At 61.8% G+C, this 25,066-nt stretch carries 19 protein-coding genes; 14 read left to right on the forward strand and 5 right to left on the reverse strand.

Annotated elements, in window-relative coordinates; translation table 11 throughout:
* Window positions 1-66 precede the first annotated feature (66 nt).
* Complete coding sequence (locus tag V8192_RS14450) at window positions 67-2,355, reverse strand: EAL domain-containing protein (protein ID WP_341633802.1); 2,289 nt, start codon at window positions 2,353-2,355, stop codon at window positions 67-69.
* Between the two features lie 157 nt (window positions 2,356-2,512).
* Here V8192_RS14450 and V8192_RS14455 point away from each other — a divergent pair, with 157 nt between their 5' ends.
* From V8192_RS14455 to V8192_RS14490, 8 genes are all read left to right on the forward strand, one after another.
* A complete protein-coding gene (locus V8192_RS14455; RefSeq protein WP_341633803.1) occupies window positions 2,513-2,803 on the forward strand; it encodes an NAD(P) transhydrogenase subunit alpha part 2 in 291 nt (96 codons plus the stop codon).
* Window positions 2,796-4,238, forward strand: a complete 1,443-nt coding sequence (locus V8192_RS14460) for an NAD(P)(+) transhydrogenase (Re/Si-specific) subunit beta (protein ID WP_341633804.1) — start codon at window positions 2,796-2,798, stop codon at window positions 4,236-4,238. The genes V8192_RS14455 and V8192_RS14460 overlap by 8 nt, the downstream gene beginning before the upstream one ends.
* Window positions 4,239-4,384: 146 nt before the next feature.
* Window positions 4,385-5,101, forward strand: a complete 717-nt coding sequence (locus tag V8192_RS14465; RefSeq protein ID WP_341633805.1) for an aspartate/glutamate racemase family protein — start codon at window positions 4,385-4,387, stop codon at window positions 5,099-5,101.
* A 39-nt stretch (window positions 5,102-5,140) separates the two neighbouring features.
* The gene (gene uvrC / locus V8192_RS14470) at window positions 5,141-7,081 is read left to right on the forward strand and encodes an excinuclease ABC subunit UvrC (RefSeq protein WP_341633806.1); all 1,941 of its coding nucleotides are present in this window, start codon (window positions 5,141-5,143) and stop codon (window positions 7,079-7,081) included.
* Window positions 7,078-7,815 (forward strand): DNA repair protein RecO, encoded by a 738-nt coding sequence (gene recO / locus V8192_RS14475; protein WP_341633807.1) that lies wholly within the window; start codon window positions 7,078-7,080, stop codon window positions 7,813-7,815. Before uvrC ends, recO begins: the two co-directional genes overlap by 4 nt.
* 31 nt (window positions 7,816-7,846) lie before the next feature.
* The gene (gene apaG, locus V8192_RS14480) at window positions 7,847-8,227 is read left to right on the forward strand and encodes a Co2+/Mg2+ efflux facilitator ApaG/CorD (protein ID WP_373276369.1); all 381 of its coding nucleotides are present in this window, start codon (window positions 7,847-7,849) and stop codon (window positions 8,225-8,227) included.
* A 138-nt stretch (window positions 8,228-8,365) separates the two neighbouring features.
* Window positions 8,366-9,121: a metallophosphoesterase family protein gene (locus tag V8192_RS14485; RefSeq protein WP_341633808.1), complete on the forward strand. Its 756-nt coding sequence runs from the start codon at window positions 8,366-8,368 to the stop codon at window positions 9,119-9,121.
* 524 nt (window positions 9,122-9,645) lie between these two features.
* Window positions 9,646-11,856: a TonB-dependent receptor gene (locus tag V8192_RS14490; RefSeq protein ID WP_341633809.1), complete on the forward strand. Its 2,211-nt coding sequence runs from the start codon at window positions 9,646-9,648 to the stop codon at window positions 11,854-11,856.
* 4 nt (window positions 11,857-11,860) lie between these two features.
* Here the strand turns inward: V8192_RS14490 and leuB are convergent, their stop codons facing one another.
* From leuB to V8192_RS14510, 4 genes are read right to left on the reverse strand one after another with little or no spacing between them, the layout of a single operon-like run.
* Window positions 11,861-12,985: a 3-isopropylmalate dehydrogenase gene (leuB, locus tag V8192_RS14495; protein WP_341633810.1), complete on the reverse strand. Its 1,125-nt coding sequence runs from the start codon at window positions 12,983-12,985 to the stop codon at window positions 11,861-11,863.
* On the reverse strand, window positions 12,969-13,733 hold the full coding sequence (locus V8192_RS14500) for a glucose 1-dehydrogenase (protein ID WP_341633811.1): 765 nt from the start codon (window positions 13,731-13,733) through the stop codon (window positions 12,969-12,971). Before V8192_RS14500 ends, leuB begins: the two co-directional genes overlap by 17 nt.
* The gene (locus V8192_RS14505) at window positions 13,726-15,168 is read right to left on the reverse strand and encodes an aldehyde dehydrogenase family protein (protein ID WP_341633812.1); all 1,443 of its coding nucleotides are present in this window, start codon (window positions 15,166-15,168) and stop codon (window positions 13,726-13,728) included. The genes V8192_RS14500 and V8192_RS14505 overlap by 8 nt, the downstream gene beginning before the upstream one ends.
* Window positions 15,169-15,184: 16 nt before the next feature.
* On the reverse strand, window positions 15,185-16,570 hold the full coding sequence (locus tag V8192_RS14510; protein ID WP_341633813.1) for an amidase: 1,386 nt from the start codon (window positions 16,568-16,570) through the stop codon (window positions 15,185-15,187).
* A 152-nt stretch (window positions 16,571-16,722) separates the two neighbouring features.
* On the opposite strand from V8192_RS14510, the gene V8192_RS14515 reads away from it, so the two are divergent.
* From V8192_RS14515 to V8192_RS14540, 6 genes are all read left to right on the forward strand, one after another.
* Entirely contained in the window at window positions 16,723-17,268 is a 546-nt protein-coding gene (locus V8192_RS14515; RefSeq protein ID WP_341633814.1) for a cupin domain-containing protein, read from the forward strand.
* 162 nt (window positions 17,269-17,430) lie between these two features.
* Window positions 17,431-18,747 (forward strand): omega-aminotransferase AptA, encoded by a 1,317-nt coding sequence (gene aptA / locus V8192_RS14520; protein ID WP_341633815.1) that lies wholly within the window; start codon window positions 17,431-17,433, stop codon window positions 18,745-18,747.
* Complete coding sequence (locus tag V8192_RS14525; protein ID WP_341633816.1) at window positions 18,747-21,335, forward strand: ABC transporter substrate-binding protein; 2,589 nt, start codon at window positions 18,747-18,749, stop codon at window positions 21,333-21,335. The genes aptA and V8192_RS14525 overlap by 1 nt, the downstream gene beginning before the upstream one ends.
* Window positions 21,332-22,162 (forward strand): ABC transporter permease, encoded by an 831-nt coding sequence (locus tag V8192_RS14530; protein ID WP_341633817.1) that lies wholly within the window; start codon window positions 21,332-21,334, stop codon window positions 22,160-22,162. Before V8192_RS14525 ends, V8192_RS14530 begins: the two co-directional genes overlap by 4 nt.
* Entirely contained in the window at window positions 22,159-23,802 is a 1,644-nt protein-coding gene (locus V8192_RS14535; RefSeq protein WP_341633818.1) for an ABC transporter ATP-binding protein, read from the forward strand. Before V8192_RS14530 ends, V8192_RS14535 begins: the two co-directional genes overlap by 4 nt.
* On the forward strand, window positions 23,799-24,947 hold the full coding sequence (locus V8192_RS14540) for a P1 family peptidase (protein WP_341633819.1): 1,149 nt from the start codon (window positions 23,799-23,801) through the stop codon (window positions 24,945-24,947). Before V8192_RS14535 ends, V8192_RS14540 begins: the two co-directional genes overlap by 4 nt.
* Window positions 24,948-25,066: the final 119 nt, after the last annotated feature.

Consider the following 25,066-nt stretch of genomic DNA (forward strand, 5'->3'; position numbering starts at 1 on the left):
AACGAGTAACCACGAAGTGAACGCGCAAGGCGCGCGTCCCGGCAATTTCGACGACTTTAGAGGAGGTTAGGCGGCGCTGCGCTTGCGGTCGAAAGCAATGCGCTTGGTCAGGCTGTCGAGGCTCATCGGGCGCCCGACGGCGAATCCCTGGGCGATGTCGCAATCCATTTCGTGAAGGAGCTCCAGGATCTCGCGATCCTCAACGCCTTCGGCGACGACCTTGCGTCCAAGGGAGTGTGCAAGCCCGATGGTCGATTGGACCATGAGCCGGTCGCTTCGATTGTCCGCCATGCCCTTGACGAAGCTTTGGTCGATCTTGATCTCGTTTGCGGGGATTTTCTTGAGATAGTCGAGGGTCGAGAGCCCGGTGCCGTAATCGTCGATGGCGATGTGGACGCCGATATCGCGCAGGCGGGAGATCATATCGAGGCCCTCTCCACTGCCCGCAAGGGCGGCGGTCTCGGTCAACTCGAGCGTCAGCCGATCTGCATCGAGCCCGTGCCGGGCCAGCAGCGCCGAGAGGCGCAGCGTAAATCCCTTGTCAGCAAGGAGCCGCGCCGAGAGGTTCACGGCGATCTCGAAGCTGCTTCCTCGCTTGTTGATCTGCGCGCCTGCAGCGACGGCCTTTTCAAGGACGAAGTCCGTAAGTTTGCCGATCCGGTTGCTCTGTTCCGCGGCCGCAACGAACTCGGAGGCCGCGATCGGGCCTTTTTCAGGGTGCGTCCACCGTGCGAGCGCTTCCGCTCCGGTTATCCGGCGGGTCGCGAGGTCGAGCTTGGGCTGGTAGGCGACCCACACTTCGCCCCGGTCGATCGCTTCGTCGAGCTGGCTTAGCATCGAGAGTTTCCAGGAAGCATTCTCGAGCGTCTCGGGGTCGTGGTATTTCCATTTGAGTCCGTCGTGAGCTGCCTCGTCGGCGGCAACCAGCGCACTTGCGAGCCGGTTCGCGATCGACCTCCCGCTGCCCACTTCCACTCCGAACGCAACGGTCAGGTCCATCGACAGGCCGGAGATCCGGGCCGGGTTGCGAAACAATGCGTACAGTGCCTCGAGGTGATTGCCGACGGGTTGCCCGGTTTGCTCGAACCAGGCGAAAATGCCGCCGTCGCCCTGGTAAAGCACCCGCTTTGGAGCGCCGACCTTCAGTCGGGATACGATCTGGTCAACGAGCTTGGACTCGCTGTTGGGCGGCAGCGCCGCGACGATTTCCTCATAATTGAGGACTCTTAATGCGACGAGGGTCTGCTTCCTGCCCTCGCGATTGGTTCGAAGAGCGTTGAGATTGGGAAGGTTCGTCACGGGGTTGACGAGGCCGCGCGTTCGATACCGCCGCCATGCAAGCACAGCTCCCATGATGAGCAACACGAAAATGCCAGGAGTGACGTCGACGAAGATGAGCCTGGCTTCGAGGAAGACTGGTGCAACGACCAGCATTGCGCCGGCCACGGTGAAGAGAGCGACGCGCTCTGCGAAGCGCCTGCGAAGCAGGGCGGCAGCTCCTGCGCAAAAAGCTATCAGAAAGCCCGGAACCCAGCCGATGTGCACCGGCTTGCCGTATCTTAGTGTTTCGGCCCCGAGCGCGTGCACGTAGACGCCCCCGCCACGGCCGTAACCCGGGATGAAATAGCGGTCGCCGATGAGATCGGAGTCGGTTCCGACGACGACGTCCTTCCCGGCTATGCTCGCTGCCGGAACCCGGCCGCTCAATACATCGCCGGCTGAAATTGCCGGGATAGAATTCACGTCGGTCGAATAGTCGACGGTAAAGCTGCTTCCGGGCCTGCCGCTGGCATCGGCAAGCGCCGCCGCAAAGGACGGCATCGTCTCGCCGCCTTTGCGGACGGCATACGGGAGCTGCCAGACGGCGTTCTGGTAATTGTAGCGGAAACTGATCGTCGCGAGCTGCGCATGCTCTGCCAATGGGGCGATCGGCCTCGACGCGATCAGCGCGCCGTCCTGCGAGCCGACCTTGAAGCGGGTCCCGAGGACGACCTTGCCCGAGCGTCTGATTGCATCTGCAAACAGGCGGTCGTTGGATTTTTCACCCGGATAGTCGAACAGGATATCGAAGAAGATGCGGTGTGCGCCGGCAGCCGTCAGCCGATCGGTAAGCTCTCCCTGGAGCCGGCGGGGCCAGGGCCAGTTGCCATACTGACGAAGGGAAGCATCGTCGATCTTGATGACCACGAGCTGCCCACTGGCCTTGTGCGGATGAAGCGTGTTGCGGACCGTTCGCAGATAATCCTCGGCGATCTCGCCAAAGCCGATCAGCCCGAAGATCAGGCCGGCGAGCGCCGTCCAAAACAGGAGCTTCCAAGGCTTCTTTTCGAATGCCAGATCGGCGCGCTTCGACACTTGCGCGTGGTTCCTTCGCTAGGGTGCCGCACGTATGCGCGCGCAAAGGTTAGGAAATTGATAACCGCGTCGTAATTAACGGCGCCTCGGTGCTCGGCACTCGACAGTTTTTCAACGACCCGCCACAACGGCCGCTGCGCTCATTGCGGGAGTGGTCATGGACTTCATTTCGATCCTGTCGATTTTCGTGCTCGCCTGCTTCGTCGGTTATTACGTCGTCTGGTCTGTTACCCCGGCGCTTCACACGCCGCTAATGAGCGTCACCAACGCCATTTCGTCGGTCATCGTCGTCGGCGCCCTTATCGCCTCGGCCGCCGCCGGCGTCCCGGGCTCCAAGTGGCTCGGACTGACGGCAGTGGCCCTTGCGAGCGTCAACATCTTCGGTGGCTTTTCCGTCACCCAGCGGATGCTCTCGATGTATAAGAAGCGGGAGCGCAAGGATGGCTGAGGCGGCAGCGCACTCGCAGCCTTCCTGGGTGCTGCTTGCCTATCTCGTCGCGGGCGTCTGCTTCATCCTCGCCCTAAGAGGCCTCTCCAGTCCCGAAAGCAGCCGCCGGGGGAATATCACCGGCATCCTCGGGATGACGATCGCGGTGGCGACGACCCTTGCCACCCATCAGCTGGCCTCGTTTCCTGAAATCGTTGCCGCAATGGTCATCGGCGGAGGCATCGGCCTCGTCACCGCACGCAAGATCCAGATGACGGCCATGCCCCAGCTGGTCGCGGCATTTCACAGCCTCGTCGGCATGGCCGCAGTGCTCGTCGGCGCTGCCGCCTACCTCAATCCGGAAGCCTTCGGGATCGCCGTCAGGATCACACCGATCGCGAGCCCGTCGATCATCAGCATCCTGCCTGGAAGCAGGATCGAGATGGGGCTGGGGGTCGCGATCGGTGCAATCACCTTTTCGGGCTCGGTGATCGCCTTTCTCAAGCTCAACGGCAACATGTCGGGCAAGTCCATCCTGCTGCCCTTGAGGCACGTGATCAATCTTGGAACGCTTGCCGCCATCCTCTTTCTCATTGCCTATTTCACGCAGGACCAGTCGCCCTGGGTGTACGGCGCGATAACGGCGCTGAGCTTCGCGATCGGATTCCTCCTCATCATCCCGATCGGCGGCGCCGACATGCCCGTCGTAATCTCAATGCTGAACAGCTATTCGGGCTGGGCCGCCGCCGCGATGGGCTTCACGCTCCACAACAGCGCGATGATCATCACCGGTGCCCTCGTCGGAAGTTCCGGTGCGATCCTGAGCTACATCATGTGCCGGGCAATGAACCGCAGCTTCATTTCGGTGATCGCCGGCGGGTTCGGCGGCGCCGGCGCAAGCACCGGAGCGGCCGCCGCGATCGACCGGCCATACAAGCGGGGCTCGGCGGAAGATGCTGCCTTCCTCATGAGCCAGGCCGATCAGGTCATCATCGTTCCGGGTTACGGCATGGCGGTCAGCCAGGCGCAGCATGCACTTCGCGAGATGGCGGACCTGCTGAAGTCCAAGGGCGTCCGCGTTAAATATGCAATTCATCCTGTCGCCGGCCGGATGCCGGGGCACATGAACGTTCTCCTCGCCGAGGCGAACGTACCCTATGACGAGGTGTTCGAGCTCGAGGACATCAACAGCGAATTCGCCCAGACCGACGTCGCCTTCGTGATTGGCGCAAATGACGTTACCAACCCGGCAGCGCGGACTGACAAGAGCTCGCCCATCTACGGCATGCCCGTGCTCGACGTGGAAAAAGCGCGCACGGTGCTGTTCGTGAAGCGGTCGATGGGCGGTGTCGGTTACGCGGGCGTCGACAACGAACTGTTCTACCGCGACAACACGATGATGCTCCTTGCGGACGCCAAGAAGATGGTCGAGGAGATCGTGAAGTCGCTCGGCTAAGTGGTTCAACCATTCGCCGCAAAAGCGATTCACTTCGCGGTAAATTGATGTTTCACGGCTTGTCCGCTCTCCAGTCCTCGCGGAAATGATCGGGAGGGAAGCGTGATTCCCGCGTATCGAATTGGCGAGCCGTGGAGGGGACATCAGTGCGCAAGCTCGGCATCATCGGCGGGACTAGCTGGTCGTCGACCGCGCTTTACTACGAACACATCAACCGTGGCATCGCCCAGCGGCTCGGCGGACTCCACAGCGCCCGCCTCGTCATCGAGAGCCTCGATCTTGCTCCTTTTGCCCAGATGGAGCTTGCGGGCGACTGGGACGGCGTTGCGGAAGTCACGCTTGCCGCTGCCAAGCTCCTCGAGAGAGCAGGCGCCGACGGCATCATCATCACGTCCAATACGGGGCACAAGGTCTATGACGCGGTTGCGCCTATGGTCGGCGTGCCGATGCTGCACATCGCCGATGCCACGGCCGACGAGCTCGCAGCGGATGGCCGCAAACGCGTTGCACTTCTTGGGACGCGCTTCACCATGCTGGAGCCGCATATTCGCAGCCGCCTCGAGGCGAGGGGCATCGTGCTCACTCCCGTCGAGGACGGATGGGTGAAGGAGGTCGATCGCATCATCTTCGAAGAGCTCGCCGCGGGCAGGGTCGTCAGGGACAGCCAGCGCAAGCTCAAGACGCTTATTACCGAACTTGCCAAGCAACGGGTTCAGGCCGTCGTCCTTGGCTGTACCGAGCTCGTCCTCGCAGTCGATGTCCGGGCCAATGTGCTTCCCGTATATGATACGACCGCGCTCCATGCCCGGGCGTGCGTCGAGTGGATGCTCGCCGAGGAGAAGGAGGCAAGGGCTGCTGCCTGAACCCTCGCGCTGGGCCGGCCTAGCGCTTATCTCCGGGTGGTGACCAAAGCCGATCGTCCCGATCATCCGCGAGCTGCCGAGCGCTTCAACGAAGAGCAGGCGACCAATGCCGTGCGCGGCGAGGGCGCTCCCGACCTCGAGGCCGGGATTGCTGCAATCAGGGAAGTCCTGAAAACCCTTCCGTCGCGGCCGGGCGTCTATCGAATGCAGGATGCCCGGGGAGACGTGCTCTACGTCGGGAAAGCGCGCGTCCTCAAGAACCGCGTCACCAACTATACCCAGGTGAGCAAGCTGCCCAAGCGGCTTCAGCGGATGATCGCGCAAACGCGCTCGATGACCATCGTCACCACGCGCACCGAAGCCGAGGCGCTGCTGCTGGAAGCCCAGCTCATCAAGCGCTTCCGGCCGCCCTACAACGTGCTTCTGCGGGACGACAAAAGCTTCCCCTTCATTCTCCTGCGCGAGGATCACGACTTTCCCCGCATCCAGAAGCATCGCGGTGCGAGGCGCATCAAGGGTCAGTATTATGGTCCCTTCGCAAGCGCTGGTTCGGTTACCCGGACGCTTAACGCACTTCAGAAACTTTTTCTCTTAAGAAGCTGTTCCGACAGCTTTTTTGCCAATCGATCGCGGCCGTGCCTGCTCTATCAGATCAAGCGCTGTTCGGCGCCCTGCGTCGGGCGCATCAGCGAAACCGATTATGTCGAGCTCGTTGGCGAGGCCAAGGAGTTCCTCGCCGGCAAATCGACCGGTGTTCAGCTCCGCCTGTCCCGCCTAATGGCCGAGGCCGCTGAAAAGCAGGACTACGAGCTTGCAGCCGTCTATCGCGACCGGCTCCGCGCGCTCACCTACATCCAAGGCAGCCAGACGGTGCATGCCGAAGGCCTTGGCGATGCGGACGTGTTTGCACTTGCCTGCAAGGCGGGGACCGTGTCGATACAGGCATTCTTCATTCGCGGCGGACAGAATTGGGGTCACCGGGCCTTCTTCCCGGCACATACGAGCGACGTCCCGGAAGCTGAGGTTTTATCGAGTTTTCTGGTCCAGTTTTACGAGGACATGCCGCCTCCCAGGCGGATTCTCGTCGATCGCGAGCTGAGGGACTGGGAACTACTCGAGGAAGCTCTGTCGGAACGCGCCGAGCGGAGGGTCGCGATCGAAGTTCCGCAGCGCGGCGCCAGGCGGAAGCTGATGGAGCAGGCGCGCCGCAACGCCGAAGAGGCGCTCGACAGGCGCCTCGCGGAGACGACCACGCAGACGAGGATCCTTCGCGAGCTCATGGATACGTTCGAGCTCGCGGATATCCCCAAGCGTATCGAGGTCTACGACAACAGTCATATCATGGGCACGAATGCCACCGGCGCAATGATCGTCGCTGGCCCCGAGGGCTTTCGCAAGAACAACTATCGGAAGTTCAACATCAAGAGACCTGAAACACAGCCAGGCGATGATTTCGCCATGATGCGCGAGGTTCTCGAAAGGCGTTTTGCGCGTCTCGAGAAAGAGGATCCTGACCGCGAGAGTGGCGAATGGCCAGACCTGCTGCTCATCGATGGCGGAAAGGGGCAGCTTTCGGCTGTCTGCGAGGTACTGGAAGACATGGGTGTCCACGACGTGCCAATCGTCGGGGTTTCCAAGGGACCCGATCGCAACGCCGGCCGCGAGACGTTTCACTTGCCGGGGGGGCGCGAGGTCACGCTGCCGCCAAATTCAGCCTTACTGTTTTATCTCCAGCGCTTGCGTGATGAAGCTCACAGGTTTGCGATCGGCACTCACCGAGCGAAGAGGGCCAAGAGTCTCACCACATCGACCCTCGATGAAGTGCCCGGAATCGGTCCCAACCGCAAACGAGCGCTGCTGATGCATTTTGGAACTGCAAGAGCCGTCAAAGGGGCGGCGCTCGAGGACCTTGAGAAAGCGCCCGGGATCAGCAGGGCGATGGCGCGCCAACTGTACGATTATTTTCATCCGCGCGCATGAGAAGCGAGACGGAGGCAATCGTCTGTGCGCTGAGGAGCCATGGCGAACATGGTGCGATCGTCCGTCTTATGACGCCGGAGCAGGGTCTCCTGGCGGCCTATGTGCGGGGCGGACGAGGCCGGCGCATGAGGCCCGTGCTGATCGCCGGGAATATTGTCCAGGCACAGATGTCGGCACGGACCGAGACTCAGCTTCCACAGGCCAGCATCGAATTAATTCACAGCCGTGGGCCGCTGCTTGGCGAACCCTTGCCCGCTACCGCGATCGAATGGGCGACAGTTCTCATCGCAACGGTGCTGCCAGAAGGCCAGCCTTACCCACGCCTCTACCAGGCCCTCGATGGACTATTGGGCGCGATCGAGGCTGCACCTTCGGCGAGCGGGTGGGGTGCTGCGCTCGTCCGCTTCGAGTTGTTGCTTCTGGCCGAGCTTGGCTTCGGCCTTGATCTTACGAATTGTGCAGTGACCGGCAGTAACGACAATCTCGTTGCCGTCAGTCCCAAGTCGGGCAGGGCGGTGAGTGCAGCCGAGGCGGCGCCGTATGCCGGCAAGCTCCTCAAACTCCCGTCGTTTGTTCGCGAAGGAGGCAGTGCGTCCTGGGAGGACATATTGGACGGGCTTAGCCTCACCGGCCATTTTCTCTTGCGTGATGCGCTCGCGGACCGGTCCAGGCCAATCACCGAACCCCGGCACAGACTCGTCGAACGGTTGCGCCGCGCCAGTGGTCTCGCCTAGGCTCCGCAACGTGACCACCGACGCGATCGCCATGCTGTTCCCCAATGTTGCAGTGACTCGCGGCATTGCGGTGCGGGTCGCGGTGAGCTTTCTTGCCGAGCAATCCGACCCCGCAAGCAACCGCTGGTTCTGGTCATATCATGTGCGCATCGAGAATGGTGCCGAGGTCGCGGTGCAGCTGCTTTCGCGCAGCTGGACGATCATCGATGGCCGCGGAACCGTCCACGAAGTCGTCGGAGAAGGCGTCGTCGGCGAGATGCCGCTGATCGCTCCGGGCGCGAGTTTCGATTATGTATCGGGTTGTCCGCTCGACACTTCGAACGGCGCCATGAGCGGCAGCTACCGGATGGTCGACGAGGACGGCACCGCTTTTGACGTTGAAATTCCGCGCTTCCAGCTCCTCAGCGCCTGAGAAGGTGCGCAGACGAGCGCGGTCCCTCCATCTCGTGGGTGACAGGCAGACTGGAAAGGTTCAGGTTCGATCTGAACCTTTACTCGGCGGCATCCCTGACGGGCTTGTCGAACTCGGTGCGATGCAATCGGGGGCTAAATGCTGAGATTTTTGCGCCGCCAGCGCAGCAATCCCTCGGGTCCTCCGGACTGCCGGGCCTATGTGATCGGAGACGTCCATGGCCGGCTCGACCTACTCGAAGACCTGCTCGCGAAGATTCATGCCGAGATTCAGCACCGTCCTCCCGAACGCACCCTGCTGGTCTTCGTCGGAGATCTCATCGACCGGGGCCCCCGTTCCGCCAACGTCCTCGAACGTCTCCGAACCTATCGTCGCGGCGGCATCGAGCCAGTTTTCATCCTCGGTAACCATGAGGAGGTCTTGCTTCGCATCCTCGCCGGTGAAGCTCCGCTAATCGCCGACTGGCTCTGCTTTGGGGGTGCTGAATGCCTCCAGAGCTACGGAGTTGATCCCGCCGAAATCGCGCTTCTCGACGAGGACGAAGCTGTAGCTCGCATCCGGAATGCCATCCCGAAAAACCACGTAGAATTCCTTGAAGACTTCACCTGCAGCCTCAGCTTTGGCGACTATCTCTTTGTCCACGCAGGCGTGAGGCCCGGCGTTCCCCTTGACCGGCAGAGCGAGTTCGATCTGCGCTGGATCCGCGAACCATTTCTAAGCGATAGTAGCGACCATGGTTTCATGGTGATCCATGGTCATACGATCTCGAAAGGGGTGGACGAACGGCCCAATCGCATCGGGATCGACACTGGAGCCTATCGCACCGGAATTCTGACAGCCCTTGCGATCGAGGGTGAGAGCCGGTGGCTGCTCGATACGGCCGGGCGAGACTGATTTGCAGCAGCCGGTTGAAAATCAAGCGATGCCCTCACAAGGATCGGCGCCTGAAAGAGTGAGCGACGGGAACTGCCGACCTGAAGGATCGCAAGGGCTGCCAGGGAGAGTGTTCGTCAACCTCCACGCCATCCGCGAGCCACACGCGCTTCAGCGAGCGGAACAGCCCATTGAACCCTTCAATGGTTTGCAGCAGGTTTCAGGGAACGCTACTCGGATTTGAGTGGTGCCAGTAACCGCTCATTTAAGAAACAATCGCTCAATCCGTTGAGCGGCCCATTCGGAAAGTCGCCGTTTATCAGGGCCTTCTGACATTTCAAATAACAGGGTTGTCCAGTCTAATGGTCAGGGCCAGTCTCACCATGTCATTCAGAAGTGCGGCGCACGTCGATTAGCCGAAATCTGCGAGCCTGCGTCTGATACGGTGGTGCATGGAGAGGCACCGCTGACGGATAATTGGTGATTGAGGGCAAAGCCGATGCGCTCGCGCCGCGCTCAGGCCGAGCGAGTTAAAAGGGGGGGTTATGAACAGGTTTCTTCTCAGCACCGCGCTGTGCACGCTGGGCTTTGTCCACGCCGGTGCCGCTAACGCGCAAACCGTGCCGAACACGCCCGCCCAGCAAGAGGCTCAGTCCGACCCCAACGCGATCGTTATTACGGCCCAGCGCCGCGAACAATCTGCGCAGGATGTGGGCATCGCCCTTAGTGTCGTGACCGGTGACCAGCTCGTGAAGCGCGGCATCACCAATGTTAACCAGCTGCAGGAGGCCACCCCGAACCTTGAGGTCGAGCCCGCGTTTGGAGGGGGCGCGGCCCAATTTCGTCTTCGCGGCGTAGGTTTCCAGGATTACGCGACAAACAACTCACCGACTGTCGGCGTGTATGTGAACGACGTCGCCTACCCGGTGCCCGTAATGACGCAGGGCCTTATCTTCGACATTGCGCGCGTCGAAATCCTGCGGGGTCCGCAAGGAACGCTATATGGTCGTAACACAACGGGCGGCGCGATTAACTTCATCACTAACAAGCCGACCAACCGCTTGGGGGCCGGCGGAACGATCGAGTATGGCCGTTTCAATGCCCTGAAGGCGGAAGGCTATGTGAATGCGCCGCTTGGAAACATCGCGTCCTTCCGCATTTCGGGGATGACCGAGCAGGGCGGTGGTTACCAGCACAACCGAGTTGATGGGCGCGGTCTCGGGGACGCCAATCGCTGGGGCGTCCGTGGTCTGCTCAAATTGGATCCAAGCCCCGAGCTTTCCGCGCTGATCGACGTCCACGCTGGCCGCGACAAATCGGAAGCGATCGGGCTCTACCTTATCAATCCGCTGCACACTCGGAACGGACGTGGTCCGACGATACCGGCCGATACCGATCGGTTTGCGACGGGGTGGGGTGTTTCTCCGGCGCTCATTCGGGATGCCGGCTTGTCACCCAACCAGAAGCCTGGTCGCAACAACAAGAGCTGGGGTACCTCACTGAACCTCACTTATGACTTTGGTCCGGCCCTGTTTACGACGATCACCAGTTACGAGAAACTGAAGCGCGAGGAATTCGGGGACTGGGATTCCTCGCCGTCGATCGAGGCAGACACCTTCTTTGGTTCCAACGTTCATGTCTTTTCCGAGGAAGCGCGCTTCTCATCGCATCCCAAGAGCCGCTTCACCTGGGTCGCCGGCGTCTATTATTCGGCGCAGAATCTGGACGAGCGCTACTTTTCCGACTTCATAGACATTTTCGGCACCTACGGCCGGGTCAAGTACAACCAGAAAGTGCATTCGATCAGCGCGTTCGGCCAGGCCGAATATGCCGTGACCAACCAATTGAGCCTCATCGGCGGACTTCGTTACGAGGAAGAAACCCGCAAGCTCAATGGTTTCGGCACGGCCTTTGGCGGAGCGACTGCGCTTCCTCCTACAGACGTGTCAACGAAGATGAAGCCGCTGACCGGAAAGGCTGAGATCCAGTATAAGATCCAGCCAAACTTCATGGTCTATGCGTCCGCCAGCCGCGGGGTGAAATCGGGCGGTTTTACGACCTACAACACCGGCAATTCCTCGGCCATCCAGCCGTTCAAGCCGGAGGTGCTGTGGGCCTATGAAGGCGGCTTCAAATCCGACTTCTCGCGCGCATTCCAGCTGAACGGCGCGGCTTATTATTACGACTATCGCAATCAGCAGGTCTTGTCGGCGGTGTACGGCGTGAACGGGCCGGTGGGCCGGTTCGCGAACGTTCCGAAGTCACGGATCTGGGGCCTTGAACTTGAATCGACGCTGCACCCGACGCACGGCCTGACCATTTCTCAGTATGCGAGCTATAAGAGCGGCAAATATCTCGATTTCTTCGATCTCGACGTTCCCGCGTCGCGGGCCGCCGGTCACGCCGTCTACGTCGACAAGAGTGGCCAGCGCATTCCGTTCCCGCACTGGTCGTACGGCGGGTCGATCAATTACGACATGCCGGTTGGCGCTTATGTCGTGAGCGCGAACGGCACGTACAGCTATCGTGACCGCTATCCGTCCTGGCTGGGCGCCACCTACGATGTGAAGGGATATTGGCTGGCCAACGCCGAAATCTCGCTCGCTCCGTCGTCGGGTGCCTGGCAGGCAGCCTTGTGGGCCCGGAACATCTTCAACAAGAAGTACGATCTCACCCGTAACTTCTTCACCAGCGCCGATATCGCGCAGCCCGGACGGCCACGTTCTTACGGCGTTCGGTTGAGCTTCAAATACTGAGGTCTCAAAGGATCGCCGACTGGTCGAGTTCAGCGAGCAACGCGTCGGTCATTTCCATCGTCGAGACCGGAGCGAGCCCGCCGTTCGCAAGGTCAGCGGTCCGAACCCCTCTTGAAAGCAATGCCCGGACGGCCCGGTCGAGAAGGTCCGCCGCATCGGGCTTTCCTAGCGAGTATCGGAGGCACATCCCGAACGAGAGAATCGTCGCTAAAGGGTTGGCGCGGCCTTGTCCGGCTATGTCCGGTGCTGACCCGTGCACGGGTTCGTAGAGGCCTTGCGCCTTGCCTCCCGCCGCGTGGCCAAGCGAAGCGGATGGCAAAAGCCCGAGCGATCCGGTCAGCATGGCCGCTTCGTCTGACAGAATGTCACCGAACAAATTGTCGGTGACCACGACGTCGAACTGGCGCGGGTCGCGCATCAGCTGCATCGCCATATTGTCTGCGTACATGTGGGAAAGTTCGACGTCGGGATAGTCATCGGCGAGTGCGCTGACGATGCTTCGCCAGAATGCCCCCGTTTCCATCACGTTGGCCTTGTCGACCGAGCAGAGTTTCGACCGGCGGCCGCGGGCCAGTTCGAATGCGACCCGCGCGACCCGCTCAATCTCCCGTTCGGAATAGGCCTGGGTGTCGAAAGCGCGGACCGTGCCGTCAGGCAGTTGTTCCCGTCCGCGCGGCTGCCCGAAATAGACACCGGACGTCAGCTCGCGGATGATCAGGATGTCGACCCCATCGATCAGCTCGGGCTTGAGCGAGGATGCCGCGACCAATTCCGGAAAGCAGACCGCGGGCCGCAAATTGGCGAAGAGGTCGAGATCGCGGCGGAGCCGGATCAGCCCTGCTTCGGGCCGGTCGCTAACCTTGCGGTCGTCCCAATTGGATCCTCCGACCGCACCGAACAGGATCGCGTCCGAAGCCCTGGCTCTTTCGACGACGGCGTCGGTGACGGGCAATCCATGAGCATCGATAGAGGCACCGCCGACCAGATCGCTCCCGATTTGAAAATTGAAATTGAGATGCTGCGCGAACCAATCAACCACGGGCAGCGTCGCTGCGACGACTTCGGGGCCGATTCCGTCGCCAGGAAGGACGAGCAGCCGGAAGTGCGATCCCTCAGATGCAGCGGCCACCGTCGACCTCAAGGGCGATCCCCGTCACCATCGCCGCGTCGTCGGAACAGAGATAGGCCGCCGCCGCTGCCATGTCCTCCGGGGTCGACAGCCTGCCGAGCGGGATCGATGCGACCATTCGCGCGCGGCCTTCGTCGCTGTCTTCCCCCATGAACGTCGCAAGAAGGGGCGTTGCACCGGCTACCGGGTTAATTGCGTTGACCCGGATCGCCGACGGCGCGAGCTCGATCGCCATCGCGCGCGTCGCCGCGGTCATCCAGCCCTTCGAGGCATTGTACCAGGTAAGGCCCGGACGTGGTCGGACCGCGCCGGTCGACGCGACGTTGAGGATCGCACCGCCCCCCGATGATTTCATGGCTGGGACGAAGTGACGTGAAGTCAGAAATACCGATTTGGCGTTCACCGAAAAAATCTTGTCGAACAATTCCTCCGAAACGCCTTCCAGCGGCTGCGGTGAGTGTCCGACGCCGGCATTATTGACGAGCACGTCAAGGCGGCCGAACTCACGCAGCAGCGAAGCTGCCATTTTTCCGACTTGGCTGTCAGTTGCGACATTCGCTTCGAAAGCGAGCGAGCCATTGCCCAGGCTTTTCGCCACCTCCTCAGCGGCATTGAGGTTGATGTCCACGACCGCGACGCGTGCACCTTCCGCAGCGAGGCGACGGGCTATGCCGGCACCGAACCCGGAACCGCCACCGGTCACCAGCGCCGTCTTGCCAACGAAGCGCGAACAGGAAATTTCACCCATGATAGGCCGCTACCGTCTTGAGAGTTGAGAAGGAGTAGAGTGCTTCCATGCCTTTTTCGCGGCCATGGCCCGAGCGGCCGACGCCACCAAACGGCAATTCGACGCCGCCCGCTGCGCCGTAGTTGTTGAGGAACACCTGACCGGCCCTGAGCGAACGCGCGAGGCGCATTTGCCGCCCTCCGTCCTTGGTCCAGGCGCCTGCCACCAAACCATATGGCGTCCCGTTCGCGAGCTCGATCGCATCGTCCTCGCTGTCGAACGGAATCACGACGACCAGCGGCCCGAACACTTCTTCCTGCGCCAGCCGGTGGTCGCCGGAGACGTCCGCGAACAGCGACGGCGGCACGTAGTGGCCACCCGCCGGTGCGTCTTCAACGATTGAGCCGCGACCGACCAGTTTGAGCTCGCGCTCGCCCTGCTCGAGATAGCGCGCGACCACTTCCTGCTGCTTGTTCGAGATGAGCGGCCCGAGAGCATGATCATCCATCGCCGGACCAGCCTTGAGATCGTTGAACTTCCTGCCAAGCCGGTCGACGACTTCCTCGTACACGCCGCGCTGAACGATGATTCGCGATCCGGCCGAGCAAGTCTGCCCGGCGTTCTGGATCCCGGCGTTGAGGAGAAATGGGAGTGCTGATTCGATGTCTGCGTCATCGAACACGACCTGCGGCGACTTGCCGCCTAACTCGAGCGTCACGGGCACGGCATTGCGGCTCGCCGCGGCCTGCACGGTGGCGCCAACGCCCGTCGAACCGGTGAACGACACGTGGTCGATCCCTCGGTGTCCGGCGAGCGCTTCGCCGGCGACAGGGCCGGTCCCTGGAACGACGTTAAGTACGCCCGGGGGAAGACCCGCTTCATGCAGCAGCTCTGCGACTGCTAGCGAGGTCAAGCTCGCCTGTTCTGCGGGTTTCAGCACTGCAGCATTGCCCATCGTAAGCGCGGCGACCACGGAGCGGCCGATGATCTGCATCGGGTAGTTCCACGGGATGATGTGCCCGGTGACACCGAACGGTTCGAGCAAGGTGTAGACGGTGTAGCCTGCCTGATACGGAATGGTTTCGCCGTGGATCTTGTCGGCCGCTCCGCCGTAAAATTCGAAGTATCGCGCCAATGCTCGAACATCGGCGCGAGCCTGGCTGATCGGCTTACCGACATCACTCGCTTCAAGCTCGGCGAGCCAGTCTGCGTGCTTGGTGACGATCGCACTGATTGAGGACAGGAAGCGACCCCGCTCGGCTGCGCTCAGTTTACCCCAAGGTCCGCGCAAGGCCGCTCGCGCTGCTTCGACCGCATGGTCCACATCCTGCTCCGACGCGAGCTGAAGCTCGCCGATCGTGTCGCCCGTCGAAGGGTTCTCGATCGCCGTGACGCCGCCGTGGGATGAGGTCCACTTGCCGCCAATGAACAGCCCCTTTGGATAACGAAGTGTCACAAGCTTGGCCTCTTGATCACGGATTGATTGGCCACGGACGTTGCGGACCGCGGATGCGCTCAAATTCGCGCGAGAACTGCAACACACCAAGGTCGTCGAAGCGATCGCCCACGATCTGCAGTCCGATCGGAAGTCCACTGCTGGTGTAACCGCAATTGATAGACGCAGCCGGCTGTTCCGTCATGTTGGCGGGCACGGTGAAGCCGATATGCTCAAACGGTCGCCTGGGGTCGTCCGTCGGCATCGCCTGCTCCGCGCCGCACGCCGGAATCGGCGCCGTTGGTGAGATGATGAAATCGAAGCCCTGGAACGCGCGCATGCCAAGCTCGCGCATTCGGATGATCTGGTTGAAGCCTGTATAGACGCTCATCCCGTCATAGGCCGGCGCGGCTTCGATCCAGGCACGGATGAACGGAGTGATCTTCGCGTAGCGCTCGGGCGACAGATGTCTCGTCTCGGCAAGAAAGCGGGTGCGCCAGAAACGGTCCAGCCCGTCCAGCATCTCCTCGGTCAGGAACGGCCGGACCGGCTCGATGTGGACGCCCGCATCTGCGAGCAGCTTTGCCGCATTCTCGACAGAAGCAGCGACTTCCGGTTCGACTGGCAACCCGCAACCCGCGTCCATTTGCAGGCCGACGCGAAGGCCTGCCAGACGGCGATCGAGCTTGTCCCATTCGATGTCAGCGGGCGGAAGGCTCATGTAATCGCGGGCATCCGGCTGCGAAAGCACCTCCATCATCAACGCGGAATCCTCGACGGTGCGTGTCATTGGCCCGGCCACACGACCGATGAAAGGAGGATCGATCGGGATTCGTCCGAAGCTGGGTTTCAGCGAATAGATGCCGCACCACGACGCAGGCAGACGGAGCGACCCGCCAATGTCGGTTCCCACGTGCAGCGGTCCATAGCCCGCTGCTGCGGCCGCGCCGGCTCCGCTGCTTGATCCGCCGGGTGTCCGGCTGAGGTCCCATGGGTTGCGGGAGAGTGGATGGAAGCTCGAGACCCCCGAGGACAGCATGCCGTAATCGGGGTTGGTTGTCTTGGTGACGATGATCGCCCCGGCCTCGCGAAGCCGTGCAGCGGGCGGCGCGTCGGCTGGCTGCGGATTCATGTCGCCTGCGGCGGTTCCAACGGGTTTGGGCACGCCCTTGGTCGCGATCATTTCCTTGATGCTGACGGGCACGCCTTCGAGGCTCCGCGCGCTGCCGTCACGCCAGCGTTGCAGCGAGGCTTTCGCGACGATCCGGGCCTGGTCAGGCTCAAACGCGTAAGTGGCGTGAAGTTTTGGCTCCAGCGCCTCGATCCGAGCGATTACGGATTCGATCACGTCGATGGGAGCAAAACTGCCTGATCGGTAACCGTTGAGAAGCTCGCCGGCAGTCAGGTCGCAAAGCTCACTCAACCACGATCTCCTTGCTCAGTCCATGCATCGCCCGGGACGACTGTTTTGAGGCATCGCAAGTCGCGTTGCCAAGCCTGTTATTCGCGGCTTGCCTTCTCGCGAATCTTGAACGATATCCCGAAGTGCTCATTTTGTTGAGCAGTGGAGGACCGATGGAAAGCGATGTTGGGCCGCGTCTTCGGGCGCTTCGGACCCGCCTCGGCCTAAGCCAGCGAGCGTTGGCGAAACGTGCAGGCGTCCCCAGCAGCACGGTGTCGCTCATCGAGGGTGGCCATACCAATCCCTCGATAGGCTCGCTCAAGCGACTGGTCGACGCGGCCGGCATTTCGCTGGGTGACTTCTTCAATCTCGAAGTCCGCGACGAGAACCAGGTTTTCTTCAAAGCATCAGATCTCGTCGAGATTTCGCGAGGCGACGTATCCTATCGTCAGGTCGGCTCCTCGGGCGCCTCGTCGCTGCAGATTCTGTACGAAACCTACCAGCCGCGGTCGGACAGCGGGCGGGTTCTCCTGTCTCACGAAGGCGAGGAAGGCGGGATCGTCATCTCGGGCAAGCTCGAGGTTACGGTGGGCGACCAGACAAAAGTGCTCCGCGCAGGCGAGGCTTATCTGTTCAAGAGCACGACCCCGCACCGCTTTCGCAATGTGACGGATGATGTCTGCACCCTCATCTCCGCCTGTACGCCGCCCTCGTTTTGACCGCGGAGATTTCGATTATCGCCTAAGTTGCTCAATATTCTGAGCGGGTCAACGGAAGTCCCCAACAGTTTCCGATACTTAAGTCAGGCTTAGAAAGAGGCTTGCAAGGCCTCATGCACCTGGAACACTCTTTGTGAGCGCACATGGGGATGCAAGGGGGAAATGCTGAACGACTGGGCACCGAGCACCGATTTTTTCTGGATGCCGTTCACCGACAACCGGTCTTTCAAAAAGGCGCCCCGGCTGTTGGTTTCCGCGTCCGGGATGCACTATCGTGATGCCCAGAACAATCTCATCCTGGACGGCGCTGCGGGTCTGTGGTGCGTCAATGCGGGCCACGGCCGAGATCGGATTGTCGATGCCATCCGCAGGGAAGCAGGGGTGCTCGACTACGCGCCCACGTTCCAGCTCGGTCATCCGCTTGCGTTCAAGCTCGCCGAACGCCTCGAGACCTTCTTTCCGCCGCCGCTCGACCGCGTTTTCTTCGCCAACTCCGGATCGGAGGCAGTCGACAGCGCACTGAAGATCGCGTTCGCTTATCAACGGGCGAAAGGCTTTCCGGAGCGGAGCGGTTTGGTCGGCCGCCGTCGCGGCTACCACGGTGTCGGCTTCGGCGGCATTTCGGTCGGCGGTATCGAAAATAACCGCCGCGGCTTTCCGACGTTGCCGAACGTCAGCCATCTGGCCGACACGCTTGGCCCAGATCACCAGCGGTTCACGCGCGGTTTGCCCGAGGCGGGCGCGACTCTCGCCGATGAGCTCGAGGAAATTATCGATCGCGAAGGCGCGGAAACGATCGCCGCCGTCATCGTCGAGCCCGTCGCCGGCTCGACCGGCGTCTTGATTCCGCCCACTGGGTATCTCGAACGGCTTCGCGAAATCACGCAGGCGCATGGCATCCTGCTCATTTTCGACGAAGTTATAACGGGGTTTGGCCGCTTGGGCGCGGCGACCGCAGCCCACTTTTTCAACATCATTCCGGACCTCATCACAGGCGCCAAGGGGTTGACCAATGGTGCTGTCCCGATGGGCTGTGTCGCGGTCAGCCGATCAATTCACGATACCATCATCGACCATGCCGAAGGCGGCATCGAATTCTTCCACGGCTATACTTGCTCGGGGCATCCGCTTGCCGCTGCAGCGGGCTTGGCCACACTCGACGTCTATGCCGAAGAAAAACTGTTTGAACGCGCGCGATCTCTGAGCGCCCGATGGGAAGACGCGGTTCATTCTTTGCGCGACGCGTCGCACGTCATTGATATCCGCAACCTCGGACTTGTCGCCGGAATTGAGCTTGAGCCTCGTCCCGGCGCTGCCGGTGCAAGAGCAATGGAAGCTTTCCATCGCTGCTTCGACCAGGGGCTGCTGATCCGCGTGACGGGCGACACGATTGCGCTGTCGCCACCGCTCATCATCGAACCGGCGCAGATCGATGAGATCGCAGGGCGACTACGAAGCGTCCTATCGACGATCGACTAGTGACCGTTCGTCCCCCGGCACACCTGATTCCAAGCGTTCTCGTCAAGGTCGTGCTAGCCCTGATCGGGCTGCTGTCTGCGTTCGGTGCGCCGCTGATCGCGGCGGGCCAGCATTCCTCGATCGTGATCGGAATGCCGCTGGAGCCGCCCAATCTGGATCCCACGGCCGGCGCAGCAGCCGCGGTCGATGAAGTGGTCTACCAAAATATCTTCGAAGGCCTGACCCGGATGACTGAGGCAGGAACGGTCGAGCCTGCACTGGCGCAGGGCTGGACAATTTCGCCCGACCATCTCGTTTATATCTTCAAGCTGCGCCCCAACGTCCGTTTCCACGACGGTTCTCTGCTGACCGCCGCCGACGTGAAATTCTCCCTCGACCGTGCGCGCGCACAGGACTCCGCCAATGCCCAGAAGGCACTGCTAGAACCGGTCACGTCGGTCGATGTCGTCGATCCCCTCACCGTCAAAATCAGGCTGAACCGGCCCTACGCGGAGTTCCTTTCGGTATTGGCGTGGGGCGACATGGTAATCGTTAGCCCGGCGTCGGCTTCGACCAATGCCAGCCGCCCGATCGGCACGGGCCCATTCCGCTTTGAAAGCTGGCAGCGCGGGACGTCTGTGCAGCTTTCGCGCAATCCGACCTATTGGGGGCGTGCGCCCGCACTCCAGCGTGCCACCTTCAAATTCTATAGCGACCCGACAGCTGCCTATACGGCGATCCGATCCGGCACCGTCGATGCGTTCGTCAACTATTCCGCACCGGAGAATGTGTCCGAATTCAAGGCCGATCCGCATTTCGTTGTCACGTTGGGCTCGACACAGAGCAAGACGATCCTCGCGCTCAACAACGAAGTGGCGCCGCTAAACGATTTACGTGTGCGTCGTGCAATCTCCTACGCGGTCAATCGTAACGCGATCATTCAGGGCGCGATGTTCGGCTTCGCGACGCCCATCGGCAGTCACTTCTCGCCGGCCGATCCAGCCTATATCGATTTGACCGGCTTTTATCCCTACGACCCCGTCAAGGCACGGCAACTGCTCGCCGAAGCCGGTTATCCCCACGGCATGGACCTCGTCCTGAGGCTGCCGCCCCGTGCTTACGCACGACGGAGTGGGGAGATGATCGTTGCCCAACTTCAAGCAGTCGGAATCCGCACCCGGATCGAGAATATGGAGTGGGCGCAGTGGCTCGACCAGGTTTTCGGCCGGCACGATTTCGAGATGACGATCGTCGATCACGTCGAACCGATGGACTACGGTATCTACGGTCGCCCCGATTATTATTTCGGGTATCACAGCGCTTCGTACAACGCGTTGCTGAAGCAACTCGAAGGTACCCTCGACCCCGATCATCGCAAGGCAATCCTGCAGAAAATGCAGATTCAGTTGGCAAGTGATGCCGCCAACGTTTTCCTGTTCCAGCAGCCGAGGATCAATGTCCACCGGAAGGGGATCGAAGGGCTGTGGGTCAATTCGCCGATCGCGGGAACGATCCTTGCCGGCGTGACCATGGACGGAAATGCCGCAATTGCTTCGGCGGAGAGGGGAGGATCAAGGGCAACAGGGGGGATTGGGCTGGCCGCGTTGCTAGCTGGCCTTGCCGTCCTCGTTGCCTGGATGTTGCGAAGGATCGGGCCGCTTGGGACTGCGCGACGGCTCGGATCCTTCGGAGCCACGATGATCGCCGCGACCATCGTCATCTTCGTCCTGTTGCAGATCGTACCCGGCGATCCTGCTCGGTACATGATGGGCCTGAACGCAAGTCCCTCATCCATCGCTGCACTGCACCGGGAGATGGGCCTCGATGCTCCGCCACTGCAACGCTACTTTGCCTGGTTCACAGGCCTTCTCCAGGGTCAGTTCGGCACGAGCTACACCTACAAGGTCGATGTCGGAAACCTGATCGCAGACGGTCTTGTGGTCTCGCTCCCGCTAGCCCTCATTGCGACCTTGCTCTCATTGCTGATTGCGTTTCCGCTTGGCCTGCTTGCGGCTGCCAAGCGGCAAAGCCCCACCGGCGCGGCGGTCTCGGCGCTAGCGCAGGCGGGGATCGCGCTGCCGAATTTCTGGTTGGCGATGCTGCTGGTCTTGGTCATCTCCATCCGGTTGAAATGGCTTCCCGCCGGGGGTTTCGACGGCTGGTCAGCTGGGTTCTGGCCAGCGCTCAAATCGCTCATCCTTCCGGCGATTGCGCTTGCAACGCCGCAAGCTGCGATCCTCACTCGCGTGCTGCGCTCGGCCTTGGTCGAGACAATGCACGAAGACTATGTCCGCTCCGCCCGCGCCAAGGGGCTCTCACGGGGGCAAGCGCTTCGCCGTCACGCGCTTCGGAATTCGCTGATTCCGGTCCTTTCTGTACTCGGGCTGCAAATTCCCTTCCTACTGGCTGGCGCGATCATCATTGAAAATGTGTTCACCCTGCCGGGGCTTGGCCGATTGGTGTTCCAAGCGATCACCCAGCGTGACCTCATCGTCGTTCAAGGCGTCGTCGTCGTGCTGGTCTTCTTCGCTGTCGCGATGGCGATGCTCGTTGATCTTGCTTATCTCGCGGTCGACCCGCGCCTCGCCAGCCCCAGCGAGAGGCCATGAGCGGCCGGCGTCTCCCGGCGGCCTTGTGGACCGGGGCGGTCCTGACCGCGCTGGTGTTCCTGGTCGCCCTCGTCTCACTCGTCTGGACTCCGAGCTCGTACGAGACGATGAATCCGGACGCCTTGCTGCAGGCGCCGTCCTGGCGGCATCCGTTCGGCACCGATCACTTCGGGCGCGACCTGCTGTCGATGGTGATGGCAGGCACTCAGACATCGCTTGGGGTTGCGTTGGTGGCGATCGCGATGGGGCTTGGCATCGGGGCGCCGCTCGGCCTTCTCGCTGCGGCGAAAGACGGCTGGCTTGGCGAACTGGTGATGCGTGCATCGGATGTCGTCTTTGCCTTTCCCTCACTGCTGCTTGCCGTGATGATTTCCGCGACACTCGGTCCCGGCGCGATCAATGCCATCATCGCAATCGGCATTTTCAACGTACCGGTGTTCGCGAGAATTACGCGCGGAGCTGCACTCCCCTTGTTTGAGCGCGAATGGGTGCTCGCCGCACAGGTGGCGGGAAAAGGACGGATGCGGATCGCAGCCGAGCACGTTGCGCCAAACCTCTCGGCTCTACTTCTCGTTCAGGCGACGATCCAATTCTCGCTCGCGATCCTCGCGGAAGCAGGGCTCTCCTATGTCGGACTTGGAACCCAGCCGCCGACGCCCAGCTGGGGCCGGATGTTGAGTGAAGCACAAACGTTGATCGGTTCTGCGCCCTGGCTAGCGATTTTTCCGGGACTTGCGATTGCGATTGCGGTCTTAGGTTTCAGCCTGCTCGGCGATGGACTTCGAGACCTGCTGGATCCGCGGCTCCGGCGAGACCGGTGGGCATGACGCTGCTCTGCGCCCGAGACCTGTCGGTGTCGATCGGCGGTGCGCCGATCATCGCGAACGTTACGCTCGATGTGAACCCGGGTGAAATCCTGGCGCTGGTCGGCGAGTCCGGCTCGGGCAAGTCGACCACGGTCCTCGCCATGCTCGATCTGCTGCCGCCTGGCGCACGGATGAGCGGTTCAGTCACGCTGAACGGCGTGTCGTTGCCGATCGGCGACGACCAAGCGATGTGCGCGATCCGGGGCAAGGAGATCGGTTTCGTCTCGCAGGAACCGATGACCGCGCTCAATCCGTTAATGACAATCGGCGACCAGGTCGCCGAAACGCTTCGCCAACATTGCGGATTCGGCCGGAAGGAGGCGCATGCGCATGCCGCCGCCGCGCTCGAGCGGGTCGCGATGCCGGTCGACCGTTTTCCACTGAGCCGTTACCCGCATGAAATCTCGGGTGGCCAGCGTCAGCGTGTGGCGATAGCGATGGCGCTCGCAGCGTCGCCCAAGGTTCTTCTTGCCGATGAGCCGACCACCGCCCTCGACGTCACCACGCAGGCCAAGGTGCTCGAGCTGCTGAAAAGCTTCGTTGCCGAGCAGAATATGGGTCTGGTGCTGGTTACGCACGACCTCGGCGTCGTGGCCGAGGTCGCCGACCGCGTCGCGATCATGCAAGCCGGCTCAATCGTCGAGCAGGGTCCGGCGCTCGAAATCTTCCGCGAGATAAAGCACCCTTATTCACGCAAGTTGATGGATGCGACGCGCCATATGCCCGTTCGCGCGACCGGGCCGGCAAGGGGCGAGCCTCCTGTGCTCATCGCCGAAAAGATCGTTCGACGCTATCCTGGCGCGCGTCGCGGCTTCTTCGGCCGTGAGCCCGACCACGTTGCGGTGAATGGCGTCGACGTCGAGCTTGCGCGCGGGGAGACCTTGGCCATCGTTGGCGAGTCGGGCTCAGGGAAGTCGACATTGCTGCGAACACTGCTCGCGCTCGATAAGCCGCAATCGGGAACCGTAAGGATTAAGGGTTCGCCGTTCGATGCAGCGCTCGCACCGCGAGAGCTGAGAAAGTCGCGGCAAGAAATCCAGGCGGTGTTCCAGGACCCTTATGGAAGCTTCGATCCGCGTTGGCGGGTCGAGCGCATTGTTGCCGAGCCACTGGCGCTTGCCGAACATTCGGTTTCTGCAGAGGAGCGACGGCGCCGTGTGGCGGCGGCCCTTGAGCGGGTTGGACTGAAGTCGTCAGACGGCGAACGCTTTCCCCATGAGTTCTCCGGCGGCCAGCGGCAGCGGATAGCGATCGCCCGAGCTCTTATCGTCGAACCCTCGATCATGGCGCTCGATGAGGCAGTGTCGGCTCTTGACGTGTCGGTCCGCGCCCAGATTCTCGATCTTCTGGCCAGCCTCGCCGACGATACCGGCATGGCATACGTTTTCGTTACCCATGATCTTTCGGTTGTCCGAGCCATTGCCGACCGCGTGCTGGTGATGCGGGGCGGTGAAATGGTCGAGCAGGGCACAGCGCGCCAAATCTTCGACGCGCCCGCCCACACCTACACCCGCGAATTGATCGCCGCGACACCGATCATCGAAACCGCGCTTCAAAAGCGCGCCGAGCAGAAGAACCAAGCGAAGGAGCAAGACCAATGAAAAGCCCGGATTTCACCGTAGACCGGCGTACGCTCCTGAGCGGTCTTGCCGGCGCCACCTCGATGCTCGGGGGCAGCCGCGCAGCCGCGCAAACCAAGCCCGCACCGCCACCGAGTGGCGACCGACGCGGCAAGCCCGGCCCGCGCAACCTCATTACTGACGTCTCGGGAATTACGGTTGGGCAAGCGGACAGCCCGGCGGTCCGGACCGGCGTCACCGTCATAGTTCCGGACAAGGAATCGACCGCGGCTGTCGACGTCCGCGGCGGTGGCCCTGGCACGCGCGAAACCGACGCGCTGGACACCTACAACCTCGTCCATGCCGTCGATGCAATCGTCCTGTCAGGCGGTTCGGTTTACGGCCTTGCTGCTGCAGACGGTGTTTGCACGTGGCTCGGGGCGAACAACCGTGGCTATTCCGCGATGGCAATGCCCGGTGTGCCGAAATCGCCGATCGTCCCGGCCGCAATCTTGTTTGACCTTCCCAATGGCGGCGACAAGAATTGGGGTCTCGAGCCGCCATACCGGGCACTTGGAATCAGGGCGGTCCAGAATGCGTCGCAAACGTTCGCGCTCGGCACCGCCGGCGCAGGCTACGGTGCGGGAGCGGGGTCGCTGAAGGGTGGGACCGGGTCCGCGTCGGTCGTCACGTTCGACGGAATGACAGTTGGTGCCATTGTCGCAGTCAATAGCCTTGGTTCGGTGATTGGGCCCGATGGAAAGGGTTTTTGGGCAGCGCCGTTCGAAATGAACAACGAGTTTGGTGGGCTTGCGCCGCCTGCGGCCAGGATCGGCGCGGACGATTGGGGGTCGAGCAAGGCAAGCCCAGCGGCACGGCAGAACACGACGATCGCCTGCGTCGCGACCGACGTTGAGCTAACGCCCGACGAGATGAAGCGCGTTGTGATGATGGCGCAGGACGGCCTTCCGCGGGCCATCCGTCCAATCCATTCCCCATTTGACGGCGATGTCGTTTTCGGTATCTCGACCGGCAAGCGGCCGGCACCTGAGCCGCGCGCTTTCACCGTTGCCCGCATTGGTGCGCTGGCGGCGGATACGCTGACCCGCGCGGTGGCGCGGGGGGTGTTCGAAGCGACCAACCCGCCGGGTGCCAAGACACAGACCTGGAAAAGTCTTCGCGGCTGATCCGCGTCTGCCATCAACGTCAATTATGACCAAGGGATTCTATATCCATGCTTCGCAGCATCGACCATTTCATCGGCGGTTCCAGCTTCGCTTCGGGGGAGCGGCAGGGGGACGTTTAT

It is taken from the genome of Sphingomonas agri (assembly GCF_038148795.1).
GTDB classification, from domain to species: Bacteria; Pseudomonadota; Alphaproteobacteria; order Sphingomonadales; family Sphingomonadaceae; genus Sphingomicrobium; species Sphingomicrobium agri.

Coding starts and splice junctions, on each gene's coding strand:
- V8192_RS14455 (WP_341633803.1), top strand. CDS start 2,513: ATGGACTTCATTTCGATCCTGTCGATTTTCGTGCTCGCCTGCTTCGTC.
- V8192_RS14460 (WP_341633804.1), top strand. CDS start 2,796: ATGGCTGAGGCGGCAGCGCACTCGCAGCCTTCCTGGGTGCTGCTTGCC.
- recO (WP_341633807.1), top strand. CDS start 7,078: ATGAGAAGCGAGACGGAGGCAATCGTCTGTGCGCTGAGGAGCCATGGC.
- apaG (WP_373276369.1), top strand. CDS start 7,847: ATGCTGTTCCCCAATGTTGCAGTGACTCGCGGCATTGCGGTGCGGGTC.
- V8192_RS14485 (WP_341633808.1), top strand. CDS start 8,366: ATGCTGAGATTTTTGCGCCGCCAGCGCAGCAATCCCTCGGGTCCTCCG.
- V8192_RS14490 (WP_341633809.1), top strand. CDS start 9,646: ATGAACAGGTTTCTTCTCAGCACCGCGCTGTGCACGCTGGGCTTTGTC.
- V8192_RS14500 (WP_341633811.1), bottom strand. CDS start 13,733: ATGGGTGAAATTTCCTGTTCGCGCTTCGTTGGCAAGACGGCGCTGGTG.
- V8192_RS14515 (WP_341633814.1), top strand. CDS start 16,723: ATGGAAAGCGATGTTGGGCCGCGTCTTCGGGCGCTTCGGACCCGCCTC.
- aptA (WP_341633815.1), top strand. CDS start 17,431: ATGCTGAACGACTGGGCACCGAGCACCGATTTTTTCTGGATGCCGTTC.
- V8192_RS14530 (WP_341633817.1), top strand. CDS start 21,332: ATGAGCGGCCGGCGTCTCCCGGCGGCCTTGTGGACCGGGGCGGTCCTG.
- V8192_RS14535 (WP_341633818.1), top strand. CDS start 22,159: ATGACGCTGCTCTGCGCCCGAGACCTGTCGGTGTCGATCGGCGGTGCG.
- V8192_RS14540 (WP_341633819.1), top strand. CDS start 23,799: ATGAAAAGCCCGGATTTCACCGTAGACCGGCGTACGCTCCTGAGCGGT.